At 70.3% G+C, this 24541-nt stretch carries 26 protein-coding genes; 15 read left to right on the forward strand and 11 right to left on the reverse strand.

The annotated features are described in order from the left end of the window. Positions 1-26 precede the first annotated feature (26 nt). Complete coding sequence (locus F6J84_RS09635; RefSeq protein ID WP_150973308.1) at positions 27-1763, forward strand: DEAD/DEAH box helicase; 1737 nt, start codon at positions 27-29, stop codon at positions 1761-1763. A gap of 54 nt (positions 1764-1817) precedes the next feature. Here the strand turns inward: F6J84_RS09635 and F6J84_RS15500 are convergent, their stop codons facing one another. Then, positions 1818-1958 carry a hypothetical protein gene (locus F6J84_RS15500; RefSeq protein ID WP_191905627.1) on the reverse strand — a complete coding sequence of 47 codons (141 nt, stop codon included), beginning with the start codon at positions 1956-1958 and terminating at the stop codon, positions 1818-1820. A 111-nt stretch (positions 1959-2069) separates the two neighbouring features. Beyond that, positions 2070-2504, reverse strand: a complete 435-nt coding sequence (locus F6J84_RS09640; RefSeq protein WP_191905628.1) for an Hsp20/alpha crystallin family protein — start codon at positions 2502-2504, stop codon at positions 2070-2072. 266 nt (positions 2505-2770) lie between these two features. Between F6J84_RS09640 and F6J84_RS09645 the strand changes: the two genes are divergently transcribed. The 4 genes from F6J84_RS09645 to F6J84_RS09660 all read left to right on the forward strand — a co-directional run bounded on the left by F6J84_RS09645 (position 2771) and on the right by F6J84_RS09660 (position 8010). Then, positions 2771-5656 carry a cation-translocating P-type ATPase gene (locus F6J84_RS09645; protein WP_150973311.1) on the forward strand — a complete coding sequence of 962 codons (2886 nt, stop codon included), beginning with the start codon at positions 2771-2773 and terminating at the stop codon, positions 5654-5656. Between the two features lie 59 nt (positions 5657-5715). Continuing rightward, entirely contained in the window at positions 5716-6129 is a 414-nt protein-coding gene (locus F6J84_RS09650) for an Hsp20/alpha crystallin family protein (RefSeq protein ID WP_150973313.1), read from the forward strand. Between the two features lie 22 nt (positions 6130-6151). Beyond that, positions 6152-6865, forward strand: a complete 714-nt coding sequence (locus F6J84_RS09655; RefSeq protein WP_150973315.1) for a VIT1/CCC1 transporter family protein — start codon at positions 6152-6154, stop codon at positions 6863-6865. Between the two features lie 272 nt (positions 6866-7137). Then, on the forward strand, positions 7138-8010 hold the full coding sequence (locus tag F6J84_RS09660; protein WP_191905629.1) for an oxygenase MpaB family protein: 873 nt from the start codon (positions 7138-7140) through the stop codon (positions 8008-8010). Here the strand turns inward: F6J84_RS09660 and F6J84_RS09665 are convergent. After that, positions 7997-9226 (reverse strand): NAD(P)/FAD-dependent oxidoreductase, encoded by a 1230-nt coding sequence (locus tag F6J84_RS09665; protein WP_150973319.1) that lies wholly within the window; start codon positions 9224-9226, stop codon positions 7997-7999. The two genes, F6J84_RS09660 and F6J84_RS09665, sit on opposite strands and share 14 nt — an antisense overlap. Next, positions 9223-9573, reverse strand: coding sequence for a Rieske 2Fe-2S domain-containing protein (locus tag F6J84_RS09670; protein ID WP_150973321.1), 351 nt, complete (start codon positions 9571-9573; stop codon positions 9223-9225). The genes F6J84_RS09665 and F6J84_RS09670 overlap by 4 nt, the downstream gene beginning before the upstream one ends. Before the next feature lie 134 nt (positions 9574-9707). Between F6J84_RS09670 and F6J84_RS09675 the strand changes: the two genes are divergently transcribed. Continuing rightward, positions 9708-10718 carry a zinc-dependent alcohol dehydrogenase gene (locus F6J84_RS09675; RefSeq protein WP_150973322.1) on the forward strand — a complete coding sequence of 337 codons (1011 nt, stop codon included), beginning with the start codon at positions 9708-9710 and terminating at the stop codon, positions 10716-10718. Positions 10719-10790: 72 nt separating this feature from the next. On the opposite strand, the gene F6J84_RS09680 is transcribed toward F6J84_RS09675, so the two are convergent. After that, positions 10791-11396: a TetR/AcrR family transcriptional regulator gene (locus tag F6J84_RS09680; RefSeq protein WP_150973324.1), complete on the reverse strand. Its 606-nt coding sequence runs from the start codon at positions 11394-11396 to the stop codon at positions 10791-10793. Positions 11397-11487: 91 nt separating this feature from the next. Here F6J84_RS09680 and F6J84_RS09685 point away from each other — a divergent pair, with 91 nt between their 5' ends. The 6 genes from F6J84_RS09685 to F6J84_RS09705 all read left to right on the forward strand — a co-directional run bounded on the left by F6J84_RS09685 (position 11488) and on the right by F6J84_RS09705 (position 15938). Then, positions 11488-12225 carry an SDR family oxidoreductase gene (locus F6J84_RS09685; RefSeq protein WP_150973326.1) on the forward strand — a complete coding sequence of 246 codons (738 nt, stop codon included), beginning with the start codon at positions 11488-11490 and terminating at the stop codon, positions 12223-12225. A gap of 67 nt (positions 12226-12292) precedes the next feature. Further along, positions 12293-13441 carry a PQQ-dependent sugar dehydrogenase gene (locus F6J84_RS09690; protein WP_150973328.1) on the forward strand — a complete coding sequence of 383 codons (1149 nt, stop codon included), beginning with the start codon at positions 12293-12295 and terminating at the stop codon, positions 13439-13441. 179 nt (positions 13442-13620) lie between these two features. Then, complete coding sequence (locus tag F6J84_RS15505) at positions 13621-13776, forward strand: hypothetical protein (RefSeq protein WP_191621729.1); 156 nt, start codon at positions 13621-13623, stop codon at positions 13774-13776. 51 nt (positions 13777-13827) lie between these two features. After that, positions 13828-14595, forward strand: a complete 768-nt coding sequence (locus tag F6J84_RS09695; RefSeq protein ID WP_150973330.1) for a helix-turn-helix domain-containing protein — start codon at positions 13828-13830, stop codon at positions 14593-14595. Between the two features lie 97 nt (positions 14596-14692). Then, positions 14693-15277 carry a small multidrug efflux protein gene (locus F6J84_RS09700; RefSeq protein ID WP_191905630.1) on the forward strand — a complete coding sequence of 195 codons (585 nt, stop codon included), beginning with the start codon at positions 14693-14695 and terminating at the stop codon, positions 15275-15277. 19 nt (positions 15278-15296) lie between these two features. Beyond that, positions 15297-15938 (forward strand): hypothetical protein, encoded by a 642-nt coding sequence (locus F6J84_RS09705; RefSeq protein WP_150973334.1) that lies wholly within the window; start codon positions 15297-15299, stop codon positions 15936-15938. Between the two features lie 56 nt (positions 15939-15994). Here F6J84_RS09705 and F6J84_RS09710 read toward each other — a convergent pair whose 3' ends face one another. Next, on the reverse strand, positions 15995-16429 hold the full coding sequence (locus F6J84_RS09710; protein WP_150973336.1) for a hypothetical protein: 435 nt from the start codon (positions 16427-16429) through the stop codon (positions 15995-15997). A 151-nt stretch (positions 16430-16580) separates the two neighbouring features. On the opposite strand from F6J84_RS09710, the gene F6J84_RS09715 reads away from it, so the two are divergent. The 3 genes from F6J84_RS09715 (at position 16581) to F6J84_RS09725 (ending at position 20462) form a co-directional block, all read left to right on the forward strand. Continuing rightward, positions 16581-18785 carry an LLM class flavin-dependent oxidoreductase gene (locus F6J84_RS09715; protein ID WP_150973338.1) on the forward strand — a complete coding sequence of 735 codons (2205 nt, stop codon included), beginning with the start codon at positions 16581-16583 and terminating at the stop codon, positions 18783-18785. Positions 18786-18925: 140 nt separating this feature from the next. Further along, complete coding sequence (locus F6J84_RS09720) at positions 18926-19903, forward strand: alpha/beta fold hydrolase (protein ID WP_150973340.1); 978 nt, start codon at positions 18926-18928, stop codon at positions 19901-19903. Between the two features lie 178 nt (positions 19904-20081). Further along, entirely contained in the window at positions 20082-20462 is a 381-nt protein-coding gene (locus F6J84_RS09725; RefSeq protein ID WP_150973342.1) for a type II toxin-antitoxin system RelE/ParE family toxin, read from the forward strand. A gap of 96 nt (positions 20463-20558) precedes the next feature. On the opposite strand, the gene F6J84_RS09730 is transcribed toward F6J84_RS09725, so the two are convergent. The 5 genes from F6J84_RS09730 to F6J84_RS09750 form a co-directional block, all read right to left on the reverse strand. Next, entirely contained in the window at positions 20559-21659 is a 1101-nt protein-coding gene (locus tag F6J84_RS09730) for an aminotransferase class V-fold PLP-dependent enzyme (protein ID WP_150973344.1), read from the reverse strand. 9 nt (positions 21660-21668) lie between these two features. Then, positions 21669-22754, reverse strand: a complete 1086-nt coding sequence (locus F6J84_RS09735; protein ID WP_150973346.1) for an aminotransferase class V-fold PLP-dependent enzyme — start codon at positions 22752-22754, stop codon at positions 21669-21671. Positions 22755-22810: 56 nt separating this feature from the next. Beyond that, entirely contained in the window at positions 22811-23218 is a 408-nt protein-coding gene (locus F6J84_RS09740; RefSeq protein WP_150973347.1) for a Rid family hydrolase, read from the reverse strand. 118 nt (positions 23219-23336) lie between these two features. Beyond that, positions 23337-23864, reverse strand: a complete 528-nt coding sequence (locus tag F6J84_RS09745; protein ID WP_150973349.1) for a hypothetical protein — start codon at positions 23862-23864, stop codon at positions 23337-23339. A 127-nt stretch (positions 23865-23991) separates the two neighbouring features. Further along, positions 23992-24528 carry a hypothetical protein gene (locus F6J84_RS09750; protein WP_150973351.1) on the reverse strand — a complete coding sequence of 179 codons (537 nt, stop codon included), beginning with the start codon at positions 24526-24528 and terminating at the stop codon, positions 23992-23994. Between the last annotated feature and the right edge of the window lie 13 nt (positions 24529-24541).

Here is a 24541-nt window from a genome sequence, read left to right on the forward strand (position 1 = left end):
AGCCGCAGGCGCGATACCTTTGAAGAATGTCAACACCTGAGTCCGGCGCGCCCGCAGAGGCCGCCCCCGCCGACGAGCCGCAGTCCTTTTCCGATCTGGGGCTCGACGCCGCGGTACTCAAGGCGCTGAAAGACGTCGGATACGAAACCCCCTCCGCCATCCAGGCCGCCACCATCCCGCCCCTCCTGCAGGGGCGCGATGTGATCGGCATGGCCCAGACCGGCACGGGCAAGACCGCGGCCTTCGCGCTGCCCGTGCTCTCGCAGCTCGACGTGTCGCAGCAGAAGCCGCAGGCCCTCGTCCTGGCGCCCACGCGTGAGCTCGCGCTCCAGGTCTGCGAGGCGTTCGAACGCTACGCCGCCCACCTCCGCGGCGTCCGGGTGCTCCCCATCTACGGAGGCCAGGGCTACGGCACCCAGCTGTCTGCCCTCCGTCGCGGCGTGCACGTCGTCGTGGGCACCCCCGGTCGCATCATGGACCACCTGGAGAAGGGCACGCTCGACCTCTCCGAGCTGAAGTTCCTCGTGCTCGACGAGGCCGACGAGATGCTCAAGATGGGCTTCGCCGAGGACGTCGAGACGATTCTCGGGTCCACGCCCGCGGAGAAGCAGGTCGCCCTGTTCTCCGCCACCATGCCGGCCCAGATCCGCCGGATCTCGCAGCAGTACCTGCGCGACCCGGAAGAGATCACGGTCAAGAACAAGACCGCCACCTCGGCGAACATCACCCAGCGCTACCTGATCGTCTCGTACCCGCAGAAGGTCGACGCACTCACCCGCATCCTCGAGGTCGAGAACTTCGAGGGCATGATCGTGTTCGTCCGCACGAAGAACGAGACCGAGACGCTGGCCGAGAAACTGCGTGCCCGCGGCTACACCGCCGCCGCCATCAGCGGTGACGTCGCGCAGGCCCAGCGTGAGAAGACCGTCAACCAGCTGAAGTCGGGCAAGCTCGACATCCTGGTGGCGACCGACGTCGCCGCGCGCGGCCTGGATGTCGATCGCATCAGCCACGTGGTGAACTTCGACCTCCCCATCGACACCGAGTCGTATGTGCACCGCATCGGCCGCACCGGACGCGCCGGCCGGACGGGCGACGCGATCAGCTTCGTCACCCCCCGTGAGCGCCGGATGCTCACCGCGATCGAGAAGGCGACCCGCCAGCCGCTCACCCAGATGCAGCTGCCGAGCGTCGACGACGTCAACGCGACCCGGCTCACCCGCTTCGACGACGCGATCACGGCCGCCCTGGAGCAGTCCGACCGGATCGACCGCTTCCGCGACATCATCAACCACTACGTGCAGCACCATGACGTCCCCGAGGCGGATGTGGCCGCCGCCCTGGCCCTCGTCGCGCAGGGAGAGTCGCCGCTGCTTCTGTCCGCGGAGGACGAGCGGGCGCAGCGTTTCGAGCGGGATGACCGGCCCGCTCGTGCGGACGGCGCGGACCGTCCGGAGCGGCGCCCCCGTCCCGGCAACTCCTCGCTCGTGAAGTACCGTCTCGCGGTCGGACGCCGGCACAAGGTCGAGCCCCGGCAGATCGTGGGCGCCCTCGCCAACGAAGGCGGCCTCAAACGCGAGGACTTCGGCCAGATCGACATCCGTCCTGACTTCTCACTCGTCGAGTTGCCCGCAGACCTCCCCGGCGATGTCCTGGACCGGCTGAGCGGCACCCGCATCAGCGGCCGACTCATCGAGATGCGCCTGGACCGCGGTGCACCCGGCGGTCGTCGCGACCGGGAGCGGGCTCCCCGACACAGCTGAGAAACGACGGAAGCCGCCGAGATCCTCGGCGGCTTCCGTCGTTTCCGGGCCGGGTCACCCGGCCCGGTCGCCCGCGGAGAGCTCCGCGGCGATCAGCGCCGAGATGTCGATCGGCTCCGTGCTGGGCAGTTCGATGTCTCCCGGCCGCACCCGGTGGGGCGGTTCGGCTGTGTGGTGGGCTGACGGTTCGTTCATGGTTCTCCTCGGAGAAGACCGCGAAGCCTCGGGCAGGCCCGGTGCAGTGCATTGATTGGTGTGGGGCGGTGCGTGGCGTCGGGGAGTGCCCGTCGCCACGCGGGACCTCGCTCAGGACGACGACGAGGATGTACCGATGGAGATGTTCCGCGGGGAGGCGCTCTCCTTCAGCGGCACGGTGACCTTCAGTACGCCCTTGTCGAAGTCCGCGGCGATCTTGCTCTCGTCGGCCTGCTCGGGGAGGACGATGCTCCGGTAGAAGCTGCTGCTGCTCTCCCGGATGACGTATTTCTTCTCCTTGTCCTCCTCCTTCTCCCGGCGCTCCGCCTGGATCACCAGGGCGCCGCGGTCGACGGTGACGGTCACGTCCTTCTCGTCGAAGTTGGGCAGATGCGCCTCGACGATCAGGGACTTGTCGCCCTCCATGTACACGTCGGTGGTGGGGATCCTCCCCCGGGTGACGGGAATCAGGGCGTCGTCGAAGAGCTCTCGACGCAGTGCGTCGAGGCCCGCCAGGGGGTCGAATCTCACGAGGTTGCGCGCCATCGTCGGGTCCTCTCTCATCGCGGAACGCCGCAGCGCCCGCGTCCTCACGCGCTGACTGCGCGCATGACGACCCTCATCGATCCGCCCGGGTGCGGGAAGTGCCATAGGTCCTGTGCGGCGGCGACGGATCCGGCCCTCCTTCCGGGAAGGCGGACGGGACCTTCGGACCGCCGTCACCGCTGGCCTGCGCGCCTACCCTGGAGCATGCGCACTCCGGACCGACGGCCACCGGCACGACGCTCGTCGCGAGTCCGATGGCCGCACGCATGACCGGCGCCGCGGGCCCCACGCAGGGCGGTTTCGAACTCCCCGAGCCGTCGCACACGGATGCGGACGCCGTCGCCCGGGCGTTCGTCGTGGACCCGGATGTCGGCCTCTCCGAGGAGCAGGTGATCCTCCGCAGGGAGGCGGCCGGAACGAACGAGCTCAGACGCGCCCGGAAGCAATCCATCTGGCGTCGCGTCGGCCTCCTCCTCACCGAGCCGTTGACGCTGCTTCTCCTCGCCGCGGTCGTGGTGTCCGCCGTCGCGTGGGTGCTGGAGGGGGCGCACGGGGCGCCGATCGACGCGATCGTCATCTTCGCGATCATCGTCCTGAACGCCGTGCTCAGCCTCGTCCAGGAGTCCCGGGCGGAGAAGGCGGTGGAGGCACTCTCCGCCATGACCCGCTCGCGCTCGACCGTGCTGCGCGGTGGGGCGCAGGTCGGACTCCCCAGCGCCGATCTCGTGCCGGGCGACATCCTCCTCCTCGCCGAGGGCGACCAGGTCGGCGCGGACGGCCGTCTCCTCCGGGCGAACGGCCTCCAGGTCGCGGAGGCGTCGCTGACCGGCGAGAGCGTGGCCGTGGACAAGCAGACCGGCACCCTCCCGGGTGACGCGCCCCTCCCCCTCGGCGAGCGATCGAACATGGTCTTCAAGGGGACGGCCGTCACCCGCGGCACCGGGCGCGCCATCGTCACCGCGACGGGCATGTCCACCGAGATGGGTGCGATCGCGACGATGCTGGAGCACGCCGGTACCGACACCACGCCCCTTCAGCGGGAGGTGAACCGGCTCGGACGCACCCTGGGCCGGATCGTCGTGGCGATCGCCGTCGTGGTCGTGCTCACGATCTCCCTGCTCCAGGGCATCAGCACACCCTCGGAGTTCGTGGCGGTCCTCCTGCTCGGCGTCTCCCTCGCGGTCGCCGCCGTGCCGGAGGGCCTGCCCGCAGTCCTGTCCGTCGTCCTCGCTCTGGGCGTGCAGCGGATGGCGAAGCGCAACGCCGTGGTCAAGAAGCTCTCGAGTGTCGAGACGCTGGGTTCCGCATCCGTGATCTGCACCGACAAGACGGGCACGCTGACCACGAATCAGATGACGATCGAGCGGATCGTGACGGCTTCCGGCACGGCGGAGGTCACCGGCATCGGATACGAGCCGATCGGTCGGGTCACGCAGGGAGGTGCGGATCTCCGCCCGGGAGCGCTCGCCCAGGAGGTGTCCGAGGTCCTCCTCGTCGGATCCCTGGCCAACGACGCCCAGCTCGCCGAACGCGACGGCGCCTGGCAGATCGTGGGCGACCCGACCGAGGCGGCCTTCCTCGTCGCCGCGCGCAAGCTGCCCGCCGCGGTCCAACGCAGCGAGGGGTACGTGCGGGTGGGCGAGGTCCCGTTCACGTCCGAGCGGAAGATGATGTCCGTCGCCGTGCGCGCGGAGGACGGCGCTCTGACGATCTGCACGAAGGGCGCGCCGGATGTGCTCCTCGGGCACTGCACGCGGGTGCAGGTGGGCGAGGGCACCGTCCCCCTCGACGATGCGGGGCGGGCGCGTATCCTCGCGGAGGTCGACGTACTCTCGGCCGCGGCCCTGCGCACCCTCGGCGTCGCCTACCGCAGGAGTCTCCGGGCGGAGGACTCCGGCAGCACGGGGGCGGTCCCGCTCGACGACGCCGACGAACACGATCTCGTCTACGTCGGGACGGTCGGGATGATCGACCCGCCTCGCCCGGAGGCGCGTCCGGCGATCGCCGAGGCCCATGCCGCCGGCATCCGGGTCATCATGATCACCGGCGACCACCCTGCCACGGCGGCACGCATAGCCGCTGACCTCGGCATCGTCCCCGCGGGCGGCGACGCCGTCAGCGGCGCGAGCCTCGACGCCATGGATGAGGAGCGGTTGCGCGACACCGTGCGGCGCACGTCGGTGTTCGCCCGCGTCGCCCCCGAGCACAAGCTCCGCATCGTCGACGCCCTGCAGGCGGACGGGCTCATCGTGGCGATGACCGGCGACGGGGTGAACGACGCCCCCGCCCTGACCTCCGCCGACATCGGGATCGCGATGGGGATCACCGGGACGGAAGTGACCAAGGAAGCCGCGGACATGATCCTCGCGGATGACGACTTCGCCACGATCGTCCACGCGGTCCGCGAGGGGAGGGTGATCTTCGACAACATCCGGAAGTTCCTCCGATACCTGCTGTACTCGAACATGGGCGAGGTGCTCACCGTCTTCTTCGGCATCGTCCTGGCCGGCGTGCTGGGGTTCACCGGGGCGGCCGACGGGGAGATCGTCCTCCCCCTGCTGGCGACGCAGATCCTGTGGATCAACCTCGTCACCGACACGGGACCCGCGCTCGCGATGGGGGTGGACCCCGAGATCGACGACGTCATGGCACGCAGGCCCCGCCTGCTGACCGACCATGCCGTGGATGGGGGGATGTGGGCGGGCATCGTCGTGACCGGTCTCGTGATCGCCCTCGTGACGCTCACGACCATGGACATCTTCCTCCCGGCCGGCCTGATCCCGGGAGGCGCGGACGATCTCGACACGGCCCGCACCGCGGGATTCACCACCCTCGTGCTCGCCGGCCTGATCACGGCGTTCAACGCCCGGTCGACCACGGCCAGCGCCGCGCGCGGACTGTTCTCGAACCCTCTCCTGTGGGGTGCCGTCCTCCTCGCGGTCGCGCTGCAGATCGCGGTGGTCTACCTGCCGCCACTGCAGACCGCCTTCGGCACCTCGCCCCTCCGCGGCGACCACTGGCTGGTGTGCATCGGGATGGCGTCGTGCGTCCTCTGGGTCGAGGAGGTGCGGAAAGCCTGGGTGCGCGGCGCGCACCGTCGACGTGCACGGGATGCGGCCGCGCCCCACAGGACCAAGGCCCCTATCGGGTGACCCGCCCTCGCCGGACAGTGGTCAGGGACCCCATCCGGCGCAGAGGGAGGAGGGTCGGGATGCAGCGTGACCCGTATCCGGCTGCCGCACCGCTCCTGCTCCACGCCGTGCCCCGCGAGCTGGAGACGGATGGTGCCGACCCCGACTCGACGACACGATCGCCCACCACGGACATCTACGTCGAGCCCGACGGTGCGCTGATCATCGAGACGCATCTGCCGCAGTTCGCCGAACCCGACGTCACCGTCACGGTCGGCGGCGGCGGACTCGTGATCGAGGCGGAGCTTCCCGACGCCGACGCCGCGACGAGGGAGTACGTGCTCCGCGAGAGCGCCGCAGGGTTCGAGCACGCGATCACGCTGCCGGAGGGCTTCGACGTCGGACGGATGTCGGACAGCTTCGTGTGCGGTGTGCTGCGCGTGCGGGTCCCGCTCACGGACGCATCTGAGGGCGTCAGGGAGACGCCCGCGTGACCGATCCTTCGCGGATGCGCTCATGACCGGGGCAGCCGCAAGCGGGAAGGAAGCGTCGGATCTCGCGGCACGCCTGAACCGTCTACGGGCCGCCGTCCTCGGGGCCAACGACGGGATCGTCTCGGTCGCGGCCGTCGTCGTCGGGGTCTCCGGCGCGAGCGCGGCTTCCTCGCATGTCATCACCGCGGGCACAGCGGCCCTGATCGGCGGAGCGATCTCGATGGCGGTGGGCGAGTACGTGTCCGTCAGCAGTCAGCGCGACACCGAACGGAGCGTGATCGACAGAGAGCGGCGCCGCCTCACCGACTCCCCCGCGCAGGCCCTGGATGACCTCGCCCGGGTGTACCGGGACAAAGGCCTGTCCGATGCGACCGCACGGACGGTCGCGGAGGAGCTCACCCGGCACGACGATCTCGCCGCTCACCTGGATGCGGAGTACCGGATGAGCGAAGGGGGCGTGGTGAGTGCCTGGGCTGCCGCGTTCGCCTCGGGTATCGCCTTCGTCGTCGGTGCCGTGCTGCCGATGGCGGCGATCCTCCTTCCACCGCCCGCCCTTCGAGTCCCGGTGACGTTCGTGACGGTGCTGCTGGCGCTCGCGGTGACCGGCGCGGCGGCCGCCAGGATGGGAGGAGCGGCACCGCTGCGGGGAATGGTCCGCACCGTGGTCGGCGGCGCGCTCGCGCTGGCAGCCACGTGGGCTGTCGGGTCGCTCCTCGACACGACCGGCTTGGTCTGAAACCGGCCGGGCCGGGCGGGCAAAGAGAAAGCCCCGGCCGTTACCACGCGACCGGGGCGAGACGGATGAGAAATCCGCCTATCGGGATCCAGTCTACATGCCCCGGTGGGCCCGCGGCGCCCACGGGCGTCCACCCGGCCCGGCGGTCGGGGCGAGCATGCCCACATAGATATGCTCGGATCCACGCACCACGGCCGGATGACGCACCCGAGCGACATCCCTCCGGTCGACACGGCGCAAGGAGCGCCTGGTGCACTTCCGAGGGGGAATTCATGACGGACGTCTACCCGAGCCGTTCACTGGCCGACGCTCCACGCGCCGACGACGGCTACTACGGACCCGACAGTGTGTCCTGGCGCGTCTTCTCCGATCCCGGATCGATGCTGGGTGCCAAGAACGCGCTCTTCCTGCAGATGCTCGAACCGGGGATGATGACCCACTTCGAGCGCGTCTCGGTGACGAGCGAGGGCGCGGACGCGATGGCGGCCCGCTTCGACCGGACCTCCGCATACCTGCGCGACGCGGTCTTCGCCGACAAGGCGCACGCCGATGCGGCGGCCGCGCACGTGGACATGCTCCACGAACGCTCCACGTGGACCAACCCGGAGACGGGCGAGGTCGTCAGTGCGAAGCAGCCGACCTGGCAGCGCTGGACCTGGTGGACATACATCTGGTCCGCGGTGCGCGGCTACCAGGAGTTCGGGCCCGGCCTGTCGACGGCGGACTCCGACCGCGTGGTCGTCGAGTCGCGCCAGGGCGCCGAGATGCTTCACGTTCCTGGGCCGTACTTCGACACGTTCGCCGAGCTCGATGCCTACATCCGCGAGGAGCTGAACACCAAGGCGCTCACGATCTTCGCCGCCCTCGCCGGACACTCGCTCCGTCACCCGGACGTGAAGGGCCCCGTCGCGAAGTGGGTGACTCGTCGCATCCTCAACGGCGTGCTCTCGCTGCTGCCGGAGACCGCGCTGTACTTCTACGCGCTGGAGGACCGCAGCGCGAAGGAACTGGCCCGTGGCGCCCGCTTCACGAAGTGGATCGCGAACCTGTCCCGAAAGAACCAGACGGCCGAGCAGCTCATCGCGGGCGCCATCGGCGAATCCATCGCGAAGCCCTACCAGAAGGTCCGGGTCAAGAAGGGCTGACCGCGGACGCGGTCTTCTTCTGCAGTAGCGACCGCAGCGGGACGGCGGGGTCGGCCAGCAGGTCGGCCTCGACCGCCACGCCGCGTTCGATCAGACGACGCGCGGCACGGACGGACATCGGATCGTCGACGCTCGCCGCCGCCCGCAGCATCCCTCCGTCGATCCGGAAGACGGTGGGATGCTGTCCCGGGCGCACGATCTCCGCGCCGCTCGCCGACATGTCACCGACCACCTCGACGTGGTGTCCGTAGCGGTCCGACCAGAACCAGTCGGCTCCCGCGGGTTCGGCCGGGCACCCGAGGATGGCCGCGGCCACCGCCAGCCCGTCCTGCCTCGCGGCGTCCCAGTGCCCGCGGGACGCGGCGAGGCCGACGGGCATGCGCCGACGGGTGACATCCCCTGCGGCGAAGATCCCCGGGACCGATGTGCGGCCGTCCGCATCCACGACGATGCCGTCCGAGACCTCGACACCCCCGTCCGCCGCCAGCGCCGTATCCAGTCGGATGCCGGTGCCCACGAGCACCCCGTCGACGGTGACCGGTGCTCCGTGGGTCAGCGCGACACGGAGCCGGCCGCGGTCCTCTGTCACTGCGGCGACGGTGTCCGTCCGCACGTCCACGCCGTTGGCGACGTGCATCCCATGCAGATGCGCCGCCAGGGTGGGGCCGAACACCCTGCTGCCCGGCACGGCGTTCGGGTCGATGAGCACGACCGGGGAGCCGGCCAGCCGGAACGCGGCCGCCGCTTCCGCGCCGATCAGACCGCCACCGACGACGGCGATCGTCCGTCCGCGCAGGGCGCGTGCGGCGACGACGTCCGCATACGTCCGCAGGGTGAGGACCCCGGGCAGCTGCGCGCCGGGGAACGCCCCCTCCCGCGCGCGCCCTCCCGTCGAAAGCACGACGGCGTCGGCGGCCAGGCGCGTCCCGTCGTCCAGGACGACGGCGCGCTGCGGCGCGTCCAGCCGGACGGCGGAGCGTCCGCAGCGCACGTCGAGCCGGAGTCCCGCGGTCGCGACGGGGTCGGCGAACGCCAGCGCGTCCAGCGGCGCGTCGTCGATGAGCGCAGTCTTGGACAGCGGCGGCCGGTCGTAGCAAGCGGGCTCGCGTTCGACGAGGACGATCTCCCCGTCGTATCCGCCGGCGCGCAGCGATGTCGCGACGGTCCACCCCGCTATCCCGCCTCCGACGATGACGACCCGTCGGAGCTCCGTCACGCCAGGCGCTCGGGGTTCGGGGTGAGCATCAGGGCGTCACCGACCACCTCGATGGTGTGGGTCGCGACGCCTGTCGGTGCGGGGGCGGAGAGCGCCGCACCGTCCGACAAGCGGAAGCTCGCGGAGTGCAACGGGCACTCCACGCATCCTCCCTCGATCCACCCTTTGGCCAGCGAGGCCTGCTCGTGGGTGCACGTGTCGTCCACCGCGAAGTAGCGCCCCTCGCTGAACATCACCGCGATGTCGTCCACGGTGCCCGCGACCTCCCGCGGAACCACGAACGCCTCGTCTTCGGCGATCTGACCTGCAGTGCCCACTTTGATCGGCGTCCCCGCCGCGACCGACATCCCCACCCGGTCAACGTATCAGGCCCCTGCCGGTGATCGCGCGCCGGGACCAATGGCTCGTGCACGACCTGCCCGTCGGGGCGAGACTCGGCGCAGGGTCCGACCGGGCCCGGAGACATCAGGAGGCCATCATCATGCGTGCTGCCGTCGTCACGACATTCACTGAGCCGCTGTCCATCGAGGACCGGCAGATCCCGGAGCCGGGCCGCGGTCAGGTGCTCGTCCGGCTGGAGACCTGCGGACTGTGCCACACCGACATCCACGCGATGCAGGGCGACTGGCCGGTGAAGCCGACGCTCCCCCTCGTACCCGGCCATGAGGGGGTGGGGATCATCGAGGCCGTGGGCGAGGGTGTCACCGAGCGCGTGGTCGGCGAGCGCGTCGCGATGCCGTGGCTCGGCTGGGCGTGCGGCGAGTGCCGTTACTGCATCACCGGCCGCGAGAACCTCTGCGAACGCCAGGAGAACAACGGCTACTCCGTCGACGGGGCGTACGCGGAGTACATGCTCGCCCCCGCGAGGTTCGCGACCCCCGTCCCGGATGAGGTGACCTCCTTGGATGCCGCGCCCCTGACCTGCGCCGGCGTGACGACCTACGCGGCGGTCAAGGCCGCACACGTCGTGCCCGGCGAGCGCGTGGTCGTCTTCGGCATCGGCGGGCTGGGGCACCTCGCCGTCCAGTACGCCCGCCTGGTCGGCGCCATCGTGATCGCGGTCGACGTCACGGCCGAGAAGCTGGATCTCGCGCGCGAACTCGGCGCCGACTACGTGGTCAACGCCGCGGAGACGGATCCTGTCGCCGCCATCCAGGAGGCCGGCGGAGCGGACGTCGCGATCGTCCTGGCCGTCGCGCCGCGCGTGGCCGAGCAGGCGTTCGCATCGCTGAACCGCGGCGGTCGCCTCGTCCTGGTGTCGCTCCCCGCCCAGGGCGAACTGAACGTGCCGATCTTCGACACCGTCCTCAAGGGCATCTCCGTGATCGGATCCATCGTGGGCACGAGGCAGGACCTGATCGAGGTCTTCGACCTGCACGCGGCCGGCCGTACTCGTGTGGTCGCCGTGCCGAGGGAGCTGTCCCAGGTCAATGAGGCGGTCGCGGAGGTGCTCTCCGGGTCCGTGCCGGCGCGGCTCGTCTTCGTCTACTGACCACGCGGACCGGACGGCGTCCCGGCCGGAGGCGCACCGCCTGCGACGCCGGGACGGACGTTCGCGACGAGGTCAGGCGGGATGCCGGGCCGCACCGCGCAGGGCTTGATCGACCAGGCGTTCGACGACCGACTCGTCGAGCGGGACCCGCAGCACGAGCAGACGGTGGTAGCAGGCGCCCCACAGCTGATCGACCATGATGTCGAGATCGACGTCCTCGCGCAGCTGCCCCTGCTCCTGGGCGACGCGCAGCCGTTCCCGGCCGAGTTCGCGACGGGGCAGCGCATACGTCTCCGACCACGCGCGGGCGAGGTCGGGGTCGAGCTGAGCCGCGCCGATGAGCTGCGAGACCGGTCCTGCCGCCCCACCGGTCGTGAGGAGGCGGACGAACGACGTGAGCTGGGCGATGAGGTCGGCGCGCACGTCACCGCTGTCCGGGAAGGCGAGCAGCGGTCGGCTCTGCGCGAAGTACGCCTCCGCCGCCAGCGCCCCCGGCGACGGCCACCACTTGTACAGCGTCGTCTTGCTCGCACCGGCCTCTTTGGCGACGCGTTCGAACGTGACCGCGGTGAGCCCGTCCTCGAGCAGGATGCGGCCTGCCGCCGCGAGGACATCCGCACGCACCTCCGCCGCCGGCCGCCGGCCCCTCCCCCGGCGTACCGCTGCACTCGTGGACATGGACACTCCCTCGCTTGTGGACAATGTGTTCATTTAAGCGTACCCTGCGATATGTACGCACCGTACATATCTTATCGGAGAGGTGAAGGCCATGTCAGGGACCCCAGAACGCGTCGCGATCATCACCGGAGGATCCGGCGGAATCGGCCGGGTGTGTGCGCAGCGCCTGGCCGCGGACGGGTTCGCGGTCGTCATCCACTACGCCGGTCATCGGGACCTGGCCGAGCAGACGGTCCGCGCGATCAAGGAGAACGGCGGTCGTGCCGTCGCCGGACACGGCGATGTCGCGGACGAACACGATATGGCCGCGCTGTTCACCCTCGGCCAGACGGAGTTCGGCGGCGTCGACGTCCTCGTCCACACGGCCGGGATCATGCCGCTGTCGCCGATCGCGCAGCTGGACCTGGAAGTCCTCGACGAGGTCCTGCGCACCAACGTGCGGGGCACGTTCGTGGTCGACCAGCTGGCCGCCCGGCACCTGCGCGAGGGAGGCGCGATCATCAACTTCTCCACGTCGGTGACCCGGTTGCAGATCCCCGGCTACGCCGCCTACACCGCGTCGAAGGGCGCGGTGGAGGCCGTCACCCTGATCCTCGCCCGCGAACTGCGCGGCCGCGACATCACCGTGAACACCATCGCTCCCGGCCCGACCGCGACGCCGCTGTTCTTCGAGGGCAAGAGCCGGGAGCAGATCGACGGCGTAGCGGCGGCGAATCCGATGGCGCGCCTGGGTACGCCGGAGGACACCGCCGAGGCCGTGTCCTTCCTGGCCGGACCCGCGCGGTGGGTGAACGGACAGGTCCTGCACGTCAACGGCGGCGCCGCCTGAGATCGGCGAACACCGCCATGCCATCCCGCGACCTCCGCCCCGGGGACACGCTCCTGGAGCAGAAACGATGAACGCACCCCCCGCACACCGCCCCGCCGCCGTCGCGGCCGCCGCCGTTGTCGCGCTGCTGAGCGGCTGCGCCGGAGCGCCGGAGCAGCGGACGACGGAGCCCTCGATCCCCCCGCCCCTCTCCTCGCCGAGCGGTCCGGCGACTCTCGCCGTGCCCGGCGAGCCGACGGAGATCACCGCCGGTCTGGAAGCGCCGTGGGGCCTGACCTTCCTCCCCGACGGTTCGGCACTCGTCTCGGAACGCATCTCGGGCGAGATCCTGCGCATCCCCGCGGCGGGCGGCGACGCACGGACGGTCGGCGTCGTCCCCGACGTCGAGGTCTCCTCGGAGGGCGGACTGCTCGGCATCGTGGCCTCGCCGGAGTTCGCCGAGGACCGCACGGTCTTCGCCTCCGTCTCCGGCAGGGAGCAGAACCGGGTGGTGGCGCTGACCCTCGCCGAGGACTTCGGCTCGCTCGAAGTGGACCGGGTGCTCCTCGACGGCATCCAGACCGCCGACCGTCACCACGGCGGCCGGCTCGCCATAGGCCCCGACGGAAACCTGTGGATCGGCACGGGCGACGCCTTCGAACCGGAGAACGCCGCGACCGACGACTCCCTCAACGGGAAGATCCTCCGCATCCGCCTCGACGGATCCGTGCCCGAGGACAACCCGGGCGGCACCCCCGTCTACTCCCGCGGCCACCGGAACGTGCAGGGCATCGCCTTCGGCCCGGACGGCACCGCCTACGCCTCCGAACTCGGCCACCGCACCTGGGACGAGGTCAACGTCCTCCTCCCCGGCCTCGACTACGGCTGGCCGGAGAGCGAAGGCACCGCGGGGAGCACCGGCGAGGCTCCGATCGCCGTACTGCACCCGGACGAGGCCAGCCCATCCGGTCTCGCGTACAGCTCGGGGTCGTTGTGGATCGGCGCCCTCGGTGGTCAGCGCCTCTGGCAACTGCCTGTGGCCGGCGATGCCGCGACGGGCGACCCGATCCCCCACTTCGTGGGTGACCACGGCCGGATCCGGACGGTGGAGGTCGCCCCCGACGGATCATTGTGGGTCATCACCTCCAACACCGACCGCGCCACCTGGGGCGGCACCGCGCCCCGCCCCGGCGACGATCGGATCCTCCGCGTCCCGGTCGGCGCACCCTCCGGGTAGCCCGCTCCTGGCAACCCGGAGGGCTTCGACCGTACACACGTCGTGGATACGCAGCCCGCTCGCCGCACGCCCCCCGCCGCCGGTTAGGCAATCGTCACCGACGCGAAGCCGCCGATGACGGTGCCATCGTGGCGATACGCCCCAGAAGCGGGACACGTCCGAGAAGGAAGGAACGAGCGATGAGCACGCAGACGACCGCGAGACCCGCCGGGAACATCCCCGAACCGCACGACGACCGAGGAGGAGACCACCCCGCCGGTGCGGGCATCAGCCTGGCCGCGGCGCTCAGCGCCACGTTGGCATGCGCCGGAGGGCACGCCTCGGCGGATCACTGACGTCCAGCGTCGGTGCGTTGCGCGCCGACGTCGAGAGAGGAGGACCCGTCCATGGCATGGAGCACCCGGGAGCTGGCCGAGCTGGCCGGCACGACCGTGAACACGATCCGGCACTATCACCGGCTCGGCCTGCTCGAAGAGCCCGAGCGCAGGTACAACGGTTACAAGAAGTACGGCGTCTCTCACCTCGTCTGCCTGCTGCGGATCCGGCGACTGGCCGATCTCGGCGTTCCGCTCGCGCAGGTGGGACCGCTGCGTGCGGACGACCGGAGCATGCCGGACCAGCTGCGGGCGCTGGATGCGGAGCTGGCGGCGAGCATGGAACGACTGCAGCGTGCCCGTACGGACATCGCGGCGATCCTGCACGACCATGCGCCGGCCGACGCGCCGGCGGGATTCGCCTCCGTCGCGTCACGCCTGTCCGAATCGGACAGTTCCATCATCCACATCTACTCGCAGCTGTACGACGCGGACGTCATGGCGGATCTGCGGCGCATGGTGGAGGTGGATGCCGGGGCCGGCGCCCTCGGCGACGAGATCACCGCGCTCACCCCTGACGCGGACGAGACGACCAGACAGCGCCTCGCCGAGCGGCTGGCGCCCACCCTCGCGCAGAACCTGATCGAGTACCCGTGGCTCTCCGACCCGACCGGGCACCTCGCCACGAGCGAGAACGTGGCACGACAGACGTTCACCGAAGCGGTGCTCGAGCTGTACAACCCGGCCCAGATCGATGTGCTCACCCGCGCGGGGATCCTCGCTCACGAGCGCCTGCGGGCGCACGAATCGACCGGCGTGAAGCCCGGCCCGGGGTCCTGAGCAGCACCGCTTGACTCTGTTCCGAGAACACGGTTTCTACTGAGGTTCACCGCCGGATTCGACCGAACCCGACCCGTCCGAAAGGGAGACCCTCATCATGAATCCGTTCCAGGACCTCGTCCTGAACCTCCAGGCGCTCGCCGCCCAGGTGCCGGAGCTCGTCCAACCCCTGATCGTCATGCTCGCCGGCGCGGTCCCCTTCCTCGAGGGAGAAGCCGGGTCCGCGATCGGCATGATCGCCGGTCTCCATCCCGTGGTGGCCGGAGTCGCTGCAGCCGCGGGCAACTTCCTCAGCGTGCTGTTCGTGGTGATGCTCACCTCGCGCGCCCGCACGGCCGTCGTGAACCGGGACAGAACCCGAGTGGGCGCGACCGTAGGCGCCGGGGGGTCCTCGGCATCCGATCACGACGAGACCGACGCCGCGTTCGAGCAGATCGTCTCGGCCAAGCCCGAGTCGAAGGGCCGGCAGCGCTTCAAGCGGTGGCTCGTCCGCTTCGGGGTGCCCGGAGCGAGCATCCTCGGCCCGGCGGCCATCCCGACGCAGTTCACCTCGGCGATACTCGTCGGCGCCGGCACCCCGCGCGGGTGGGTTCTGCTGTGGCAGGCGGTGGCGATCGTGATCTGGACGACCCTCGCCACCGTGTCCATCTGGGCCGCGCTCACCTTCGTCGTCGGAGTATGAGGAACCGGGAGACGAACCAGTGACCCGACCGGAGACCGCGAAGCCAGGAGACGGGCATCGGCTACCGCCCTATCGCCCGTGGCAGCTGATCTCGCGCTCCCTGTTCCATCTGCGCCTCACGGGCGGGGACGGCGCCGTACAGACCTGGTCCGTCGATGTCCGGCACGGCGGCGATCCGGACGGGGAGGTGCGCGCCCGGCTGTACCGGGACGGGGCGCACCAGGCGACGATGAAGCTCCCCGCCACGTTCCCCGTGCCGGGCGGGAGGATCGAGGTCGTGGGCAGCACCTATGGTCTGAAGCGCTGTCATTACGTGCGCGACGACGGGTCGGCGCGGCAGCTGACGCCCGACCCGTCGTCGGGCGAAGGGCGCCGTGCCCGCCTGGACCGGACGAGGCCCGCACTCAGCCGTTCCCTCAGCATCGCGTCCGTGAGCATCCTCGTCGTCGCCGCGGTTCTGGGCGTGCCGCAGATCATCGAGCAGATCACTCTGATCCCGCCCATCGCGGAGCACATCGGCACCTTCTCCACGCCGTTCTCGCTTCCGGCCTGGGCGAACATCTCGCTCGTGCTGGCTGCGCTCGCGGCCAGCACCGAACGCGCGCTCCGCCTCCGGTACAACTGGATCCTCGACGGCGGGCTGTTCGACGGCGGCGACTGATCCGACCGGGGCCGAGCGACACTCGACGGACGTTCCACCCGGCATCCGGTTCGCCGTCATCGGGCCGGCGACTGCTCCGCCTCGCCAGGATTGTTCGGCGTCCAGCCGAACCATCCGTCCGCCGAGGGGATGACGCTCCACGTCCCGCAGGCGAAGACGGTGTCGGCTTTGTACGCGTCCGGCGCGTCGTCGACCGCATAGCTCAGCGCGGACTGCCGGGGAACTTCGACGCACATGTCGGGATCCAGCGCCTGCGTGCTGGTCAGCAGCACCGCCGCATCGACGGCGTCCGGCACGGTCGTCCGCGTGACCCGGATGTCGCCGGCGTCGCCCGGCACCCACGGCGCGTCCACCCCGCTGTCGGCGAGCGCCGTCCTGGTGTCGAACGTCGCCGACTGCCGCTTGTAGGCGACCTGGTCGATGACGGCGCACCCGGCGAGGAGGCTTCCGAAGGCGAGCATGCCGGTCGTGGCGAGGGCGAGTGAGGCCATACGTGTCTCGACTCGACCTCACCCGGGTGGTCAGGAGGTTCTGCGCGAGCGTCCGCGCCGACGCTCCGGATCCTTGACCATGTGCCCACAACAGGGTGTCTGCTGGGATTGCCTCGCATCTCCGCAGGCCAGGAACCAAGGAGTCCGGCACATGGATTACGGTCATGCCCTGGAGTTCGGCGTCTTCATCACGCCGACCAACACGCAACCCCAGGCGCCGGTGGCGTTGGCCCAGCTGAGCGAGCAGCTCGGCTTCGACCTCGTGACGTTCCAGGACCATCCCTATCAGCCGCGATTCCTGGACACGTGGACGCTGCTGTCCTACGCCGCGGCAGCGACGTCGACGATCCGGCTGGCGCCGAACGTCCTCAACCTGCCCTTGCGGCCGCCGGCCGTGCTCGCCCGCGCGGCGGCGTCACTCGACCTGCTCTCCGGTGGGCGGTTCGACCTGGCCCTGGGCGCGGGAGCGTTCTGGGACGCCATCGAGGCGATGGGAGTGCCGCGCTTGACCCCCGGGCAGTCCGTGGAAGCGCTCGAGGAGGCGATCGATCTCATCCGCGGTATCTGGGATCCCGACGAGCGCGGACCGCTGCCGACCGGCGACCACTACCCGGTGACGGGGGCCAAGAGAGGACCCGCCCCGGCACACGACATCCCGATCTGGATCGGTGCGCTCAAGCCGAGGATGCTGCGCCTCACCGGGAGGAAGGCCGACGGCTGGCTCCCCAGCCTCGGCAACCTCCAGCCCGCCGAGATCCGTTCCCAGCAGGAGCGGATCGACGATGCCGCACGCGGCGTCGGACGGAACCCGGCCGAGGTGCGACGCCTGCTGAACGTCCCCTACGGCACGGAGGCGGAGCGGCTCGCCGAACTCGCGCTCACCCATGGCTTCTCCACCTTCATCGTGGTCTCCGACGATCCGAACGCGCTCAGCCGGTTCGCCCAGGAGACCGCCCCGATGGTCCGCGGACTGGTCGAGGCGGAGCGGGCGCGGCGAGGCACGGCCGCTCCGGGACGATCATCGCGCGCACTGGCCGCGCGGCGTGAGGGCATCGCCTACGACGAGGTGCCGGCATCCCTCAGGGACACGACGATCGAGCCGGGCGACTTCGCCTACCGAGCGGTGCGGTCCACGTACCTGCGCGGCGGCACACCCGGAATCGTCCTCCGTCCCGAAGACACCGCCGGTGTGCAGGACGCGGTCGCCTTCGCCCGCGCGCACCGGCATCTACCTCTGGGCGTCCGCAGCGGCGGGCACGGCGTCAGCGGCCGCAGCACGAACGACGGCGGGCTCGTCATCGACCTCGGCGCGCTCCGGGACATCGAGATCCTCGACGAACGGCGACGGTTGGTGCGTGTCGGTCCGGGAGCCCGCTGGCAGGACGTCGCGCGTGCACTGGAACCGCACGGGTGGGCCATCACGAGCGGCGACTACGGGGGCGTCGGCGTGGGCGGGCTCGCCACCGCGGGCGGCATCGGATTCCTCGGCCGCGAACACGGACTGACCATCGACCAGATGGTCGCCGCCGAGATCGTCCTGGCCGACGGCACGCTCGTGCGCGCCACGGAGGACGAGAACCCGGAGCTGTTCTGGGCCGTGCGCGGCGCAGGCGCCAACATCGGGATCGTCGTCTCCTTGGAGTTCCAGGCGACACCGGTCGGGAAGGTCGCGTGGGTCCAGCTGGTCTTCGACGCCTCGGATGCGGCATCCCTCCTCCAGCGATACGCCGCGGCGACGGAGGACTCCCCCCGCGACACGACGCTGTTCCTCATCGCCGGTACAAGCCGCGCCGCGACCACCCCGGTCGCGCGACTGTACGGCGTGATCGATTCGGCGGACACGTCGGTCATCATCGAGCGGCTCCAGCCGTTCCTCACCATCGCCCCGCTGCTGGACCAGTCCGTGCAGCTCGGCTCGTATGCCGACGTCATCTCCAACGCGCCCGACACCTCCCACGATGGGCGGGGCGAACCCGGTTTCCGCTCCGGCCTTCTGGACGAGCTCGGCCCGGAGACGGCGGGAATCGCGGCAGAGCTGCTGCTCTCCGGGAGCACGCCCTGGTTCCAGCTCCGTCCGGTCGGCGGTGCCATCGCGGACATCGCCCCGGAGGCGACCGCCTACGCGCATCGCCACGCCCGGTACTCCGTCACGGCGGTGGGCCGATCCGCGTCTTTCGATGAGCTGTGGGCGCGCCTCGAGGAGAGGTTCGCCGGCCTCTATCTCAGCTTCGAGTCACGCACCGGACCCGACATCGTGGCGCGGGCCTTCCCGCCCGCCACCCTGGAACGACTTCGCACGATCAAGGAGCGGCGCGACCCCGAGGGCCTCTTCCGCGACAACTTCCCGGTCCGGTAGACGCGTATGCCGGGTCCACGGCTTGACCCGGTGCCGACCACACGGTTTTGGATGGGCACATCGGCACTCAGGGGCACTCCCCGGCGCCGCGCCCGTCCCTCTCCCCCGCCCCCGGCGGGCAGATCACCAGGAGCATCCTCATGGCACGTGTCCATCATCGGTCGATCGACATCGACGGCCTCACGGTCTTCTACCGCGAAGCGGGAGCACGGGAGGCGCCGGCTCTGGTCCTCCTGCACGGGTACCCGACGAGTTCCCACATGTTCCGTCACCTCATGCCGAGGCTCGCCGAGAGATTCCACGTCATCGCCCCGGACCACATCGGCTTCGGGTTCTCGTCCGCTCCGCCGGTCGACGAGTTCGACTACACCTTCGACGCGCTCGCGGAGGTGACGCGCACCCTGCTCGCCCGTCTCGGGGTGACGCGGTACGCCATCTACGTCCAGGATTACGGCGCGCCCATCGGCTGGCGTCTCGCTCTCGCCGACCCGGGCGCGATCGTCGGCGTGATCTCGCAGAACGGGAACGCCTACGAGGAGGGGTTCGTCCCCGCGTTCTGGGCGCCGATCTGGACCCATGCGGAGCAGCGCAACGCTGCGAGCGAGGCCGCGCTGCTGCCGGCCCTCGGCAGGGAGGCCGTCGAATGGCAGTACACGCACGGTGAGCCGGATGTCTCCCTCGTCGATCCGGATGCGTGGGAGCACGACCTCGCGCTCCTCGCGCGCCCCGGTGTCCCTGCCGCGCAACTCGCCCTGTTCGCGGACTACGGCACGAACCCTCCTCTCTATCCGAAGGTCCACGACTGGCTCCGTGAGAGGGAGGTGCCCGTGCTGGCCGTCTGGGGGCGCAACGACGAGATCTTCGCCCCGGCAGGGGCGTCGGCCTTCGCGAAGGACAGCCCCGCAGCCGACGTCGTCCTCCTCGACGGTGGTCACTTCGCCCTGGAGACGCACCTCGACGAGGTGACCGAGGCGATCCTGATGTGGGCGGACCGGCACAGCCTCGGATCCCCCGCGTCGCGGATCCGGCTTCCCGCCCGTGATGCGACAGGCGCCGCGACAGCCCCTGCCGTCCCCGTCAAGGGCACGGTGGACCAGGGTGCCGCGCTGCTATCGTGAGTGCCGGCACTCCGAAGTGCCCTCGCGCAGTCGATGACGAAGTGCTCGTCTGACACGTTCGCGGAGAGGACTGGCCCCGGCCAGGACATGTCCGCGGTGGAGATTGCGCAACCGACCCCGACCCGGTCGGTTGTGTTCACCATGCCGCGAATGCGGCGCGAGAGAAGGGTGGGACATCATGTCCACGACCAAGACGGACAACGCGACGAAGGACCTGCAGGCGGTCTCGGAGAAGATCGCCGAGTGGCCGGAACCGTTCGCGACGATCGGCGCCCGGCTGCACGAAACGATCCTGACGGCCGGACCGAAGCTCAAGCCACGACTCTGGTACGGCATGCCCGGCTACGCCGTGGGCCGCAGCACGCCGGTACTGGTGTTCTTCCGCGTGGACGACGGGGTGATGTCGTTCGGCCTGTCGGAGAAGGCCACGGTCGAACGCGAAGCCGGCAGCACGTTGCGCCCCTCTGCGTGGTTCCTCGAGGAGATCGATGACGCGACTCTCCGGAAGATCGCGGACCTCGTGCGTACCGCGTTCTCCGGATCCGCAACGTCGGACTGACCAGCGGGCCCGGCCGGGGAGGACACGCGTGCTCCCCGGCCGGGATGCGCACGCGGTGGCGAGGGATCTCCCGCGCTCAGCGCCTCGGCGCGGCGGTCAGGCGGCCACCCGGGCGAGCGCGGCGGCGAGCGCTGTCTCGAAGCGGTGGATGTCGCCGACGGTGTTGTAGAAGTGCGGCGAGACGCGCACGAGCCCTCCCCTGGTGACGACGTCCACACCATCCTCCCGGAGCAGATCCACGATCCCGTTCGCGTCGGAATGCTCGAAGGCGATGATCCCCCCGCGATCGGCGGGCGTCACGATGCGGAGGCCGTGGCCGGTGACCGCTTCCGCCACCATCGCGGTGAGCGTCTCGACACGCGCGTAGACGGTGTCCCATCCCAGGTCCTCCAGATACGCGAGCGTCGTGTCGAGGACGGCGAGCCCGGGGAAGTTCGGCTCGGAGTACTCGAACCGGGGAGCGGGCTCTGGGTTGCGGTATCCCCGGTACGCCGGGGTCAGGATGGTCCGGGCCCGCTCGCGGAAGACGCCGACGGCGGTGCCGAAGCCCGACATCAGCCACTTGAACACCCCTGCGCCGTAGACGTCCACCGGAGTCAGGTCCACGGGGATGGAGCCGAGCGCCTCGATCCCGTCGACGACGAGGAGGGCGCCCACCTCCCGGCATCTCTCGCCCAGCCGGGTGAGATCGACGCGCGTGCCGGTCGTCGCGTTGACGTGGGTGACGGCCACCATCCTGGTGCGCGGTGTCATAGCGGCCAGGAGCGCATCCGTTCGCTCCTGCTCCGCCTCGATCTGCGTGGGAATGATCCGGGCGCCGGACTCACGAGCGCGCTGCCACGGCAGCACGACGGAGGGGAAGTCGTCGGAGGGGAAGACCACCTCATCGCCCGACTCCCATGGCATGCTCGCCGCGGCGAGGTTCATGACCTCCGTCGTGCTGCGCAGGAACGCGATGTCCTCGCTCGGGACATGCAGCATGCCGGCCAGGCGGGTGCGGGCCGACTCCGCCCGCTCGATCCATCCCGGCCGCGCGTCCGCGCCGAACTGCGCGATCTCGGTGAAATGCGCAGCAGCGGCCGCGGGAGCGCCCGACCACGGCAGACCGGCACCGGCCGAGTTCAGGTACACCCGCTGCCCCCGGTAGGGGAAGTCCCGGCGCAGCCGCTGCTCGAGCGGGTCCTCAGCGGGGCTCATCGCGCCGCCTCACCGGTTCGCGACGACGTCACGGAACTCCTCGAGGAAGCGGTCGATGTCCTCGCGCGAGTTGTAGAAATGGGGAGACACCAGGGTCCTGCCCGCTCGATCGGAGACGGACACCCGCCGCTTCTGGAGCTCTGCCGCCACGTAGGCGGAGTCGGCCGTCTCGATGGCGATGATCCCCGCGCGGAGATCAGGCGGGGTGAGCGCCGGGACGCCGATCCGCTCCAGCCCGACGAGGAGTTCTCCGGTGAGCGCGCGGACCCTGTCGTGGATCCGTTCCCAGCCGATCCCCTCGAGATACTGGAGGGTGGCGTTCAGGACGTACAGGCCGGGGAAGTTGGGGGCGGCGTAGCTCAGAGAGGTGCTCGGCGGAGGATTCCCGTAGCTCCGGAAGATCGGCGTCAGCACGTCGCGGGTGCGCTCCCGGAACACCCCCAGGGCAGTCCCGAATCCCGACATCAGCCATTTGAAGACGCCCGCGGCGTACACGTCGACCATCGTGAGGTCCACCGGGATGGCGCCCAGAGCCTGGATGCCGTCCACCATGAACAGAGCGTCGACGTCGCGGCAGGCAGCGCCGATCCGTGTCAGATCGAGGGTCACCCCGGTCCACGGGTGCACATGGGAGACGCACACCACGCGCGTGCGAGGGGTGATCGCGTCCAGGAGATCCTGCTCCCGGGTATCCGGCCCGGTGGGATGGACCATGGTGAGCGACGCGCCCAGCTCCGTGGCGTGCGTCCACGCGAGGAGGCTGCACGGATAGTCGTCAGCGAAGACCACGATCTCGTCGCCCGACTGCCAGGTCATGCTGTTCGCGGCGAGGTTCAGCACCTCACTGGTGTTGCGGAAGAAGCCCACCTCGTCCGCGGGGACGTTCAGCAGCGCGGCCGACCTCTGCTTGGCACCGTCGGCCTCGACCCGCCACTGCGGCTGCGCATCGCATCCGAGCAACGCCACATCGCGGTAATAGCGTCCGCCCGCGTCGGCCGCTCCGGGGAACGCGAGTCCCGCACCGGCGGATTGGAGATAGACCCATCCTTCGCGTACGCGGAAGTCACCCTCGATATCGGCGAGAAGATCGTTCACTCATCGGCCCTCAGCCACCGGAGCCGACGGCCGGGCACCGCGACGTGTCACGCGGCTCACTTGACGGCCGTCGCCTCGAACTCGCAGAGCATGTCCGGGTGGGCGAGACTCTCCACCGCGAGGAAGACACCCGCCGCCTTGCAGCCGACCTCGCCCAGGAAACGGCCGACCGCGTCGTTGCCGACGGCCCAGAACTGCTCGAGGTGGCTCGCCTTGACGTACCAGTTCAGCCGGACGACGTCCGACCATTCGTATCCCGCTTCCCGAAGCGCGGTCCCGGTCTTCTCCAGGGCGAACACCGCCTGGGCAGCGATGTCTCCCACGTGTTGCGCCTGGCGCTCGCGTGTCGCCGTCGTCCCGGACAACCAGAGGATGTTGCCTCCGGTGGTCTCGATGCCCCCCTGCAGGTAGCCGATCTTCTCATCGCCGGCCCACGGTGCAATCACTCTGCGGTCGCTCGTCATCGGTATCGCTCCCCCTTGTGCGGTAACTCCTCCGAGAGTGGCGGTCTTGTAGTCCGCCGGGAAGGCCGATTCCGCCGGACGAAAGGTTGCGTGCGGCGCGTACCCGCGGCGCCGGGGGTCAGGGACGGAGCGGCGTCACGGACTGCGAGACGAACCGCCGGTCGGAGAGCACGCCCGCGTCGAGCAGCGTGAGGGTCGCGTCCTCGACCTCGTCCAGCAGGCGGTTCGCAGCATCCGGGGCGAGACGGCCATCCTTCACTGCGCCGAGGGACGCCCTCGCCCACTTGGAGAACGCGCCGGCGACGCCCATCCCGTTCCAGTGCGCGCCCGGCGCGTCCTGGACGCCGCGGTTCTTCGGGAAGCCCCATCCTTCGGGAAGCTCCCACGGCCAGATCTTCGCGGCGATCACGTACTCATCATCGACCTCGGCGTGCGTCACGACCCTGCCGCGTGCCTCGTGCTCACCGAGACCGGTCGCCGCGAACAGCTCCTTCACCGTGCCCGGCACGGTCTCGATCGTCCCGCCGACCGCGGCCTGCACGCGTTCCGGCAGGAAGGGGAGGATGACGGGAGCGGCCAGCGCGAGGAGCCCGGCGAGGACGAGCGCGACCACGCCGGCGATGGCGATCTTGACACGGGTCTGCATAGCGGACAGATTGCCAGCGACCCCCGCCGGAGCTCAATCAGGATTCTGCCCGGCGCGCACCGGCACGGTCCCCGGCCCGATCGCACCGGACACCCTGCCAGCGGCGTGAACGCCCGCCGGTGACCCGTCAACCGGCGGGATAGCGCGTCAGCCGCAGGTTGCTCGTGCGTTGCGAGCGGGCAAGTCCGATCCCACCGGCCGCAGCTGCGCCGAAGAACGCCAACGCACTGATGACGTACAACGGTGCTGCCCACGGTGAGCGATCGGCGCCACTGATCAGGTAGGTATCGGCCAGCCCCATGCCTGCACCGAAGGACGCGACGAAGTACGCCGGCGCACCGAAGACAAGGATCAGCAGATAGGCGAAAACCGCAGCGATCGGCGTCGCAACGCGGCTCCGAGCGAGAAGCACCAAGGCGAGCACCGCGATGGCGACCCCGACGCTCAGCACGCCGATGGCCATCGGGGCGCTCAGCGACTCCCCTGCCATAGCCATCTCGGTATGGATCCGATCGAGGGACCTTCCCGGAGCGGCGGCGAGCGGGTTGAGAACCAGGATCTGCAGGAGCGCCAGACCCGCGTAGGCGATCACCAGGAGGGTGCCGATGCACGCGATCACGACGACGGCGCGATGGTTCGGACTCTGCGCGCGGGATTCGATCACGTCGCCAGCGTGT

It is taken from the genome of Microbacterium caowuchunii (genome assembly GCF_008727755.1).
In the GTDB taxonomy this organism is placed as follows: Bacteria; Actinomycetota; Actinomycetes; order Actinomycetales; family Microbacteriaceae; genus Microbacterium; species Microbacterium caowuchunii.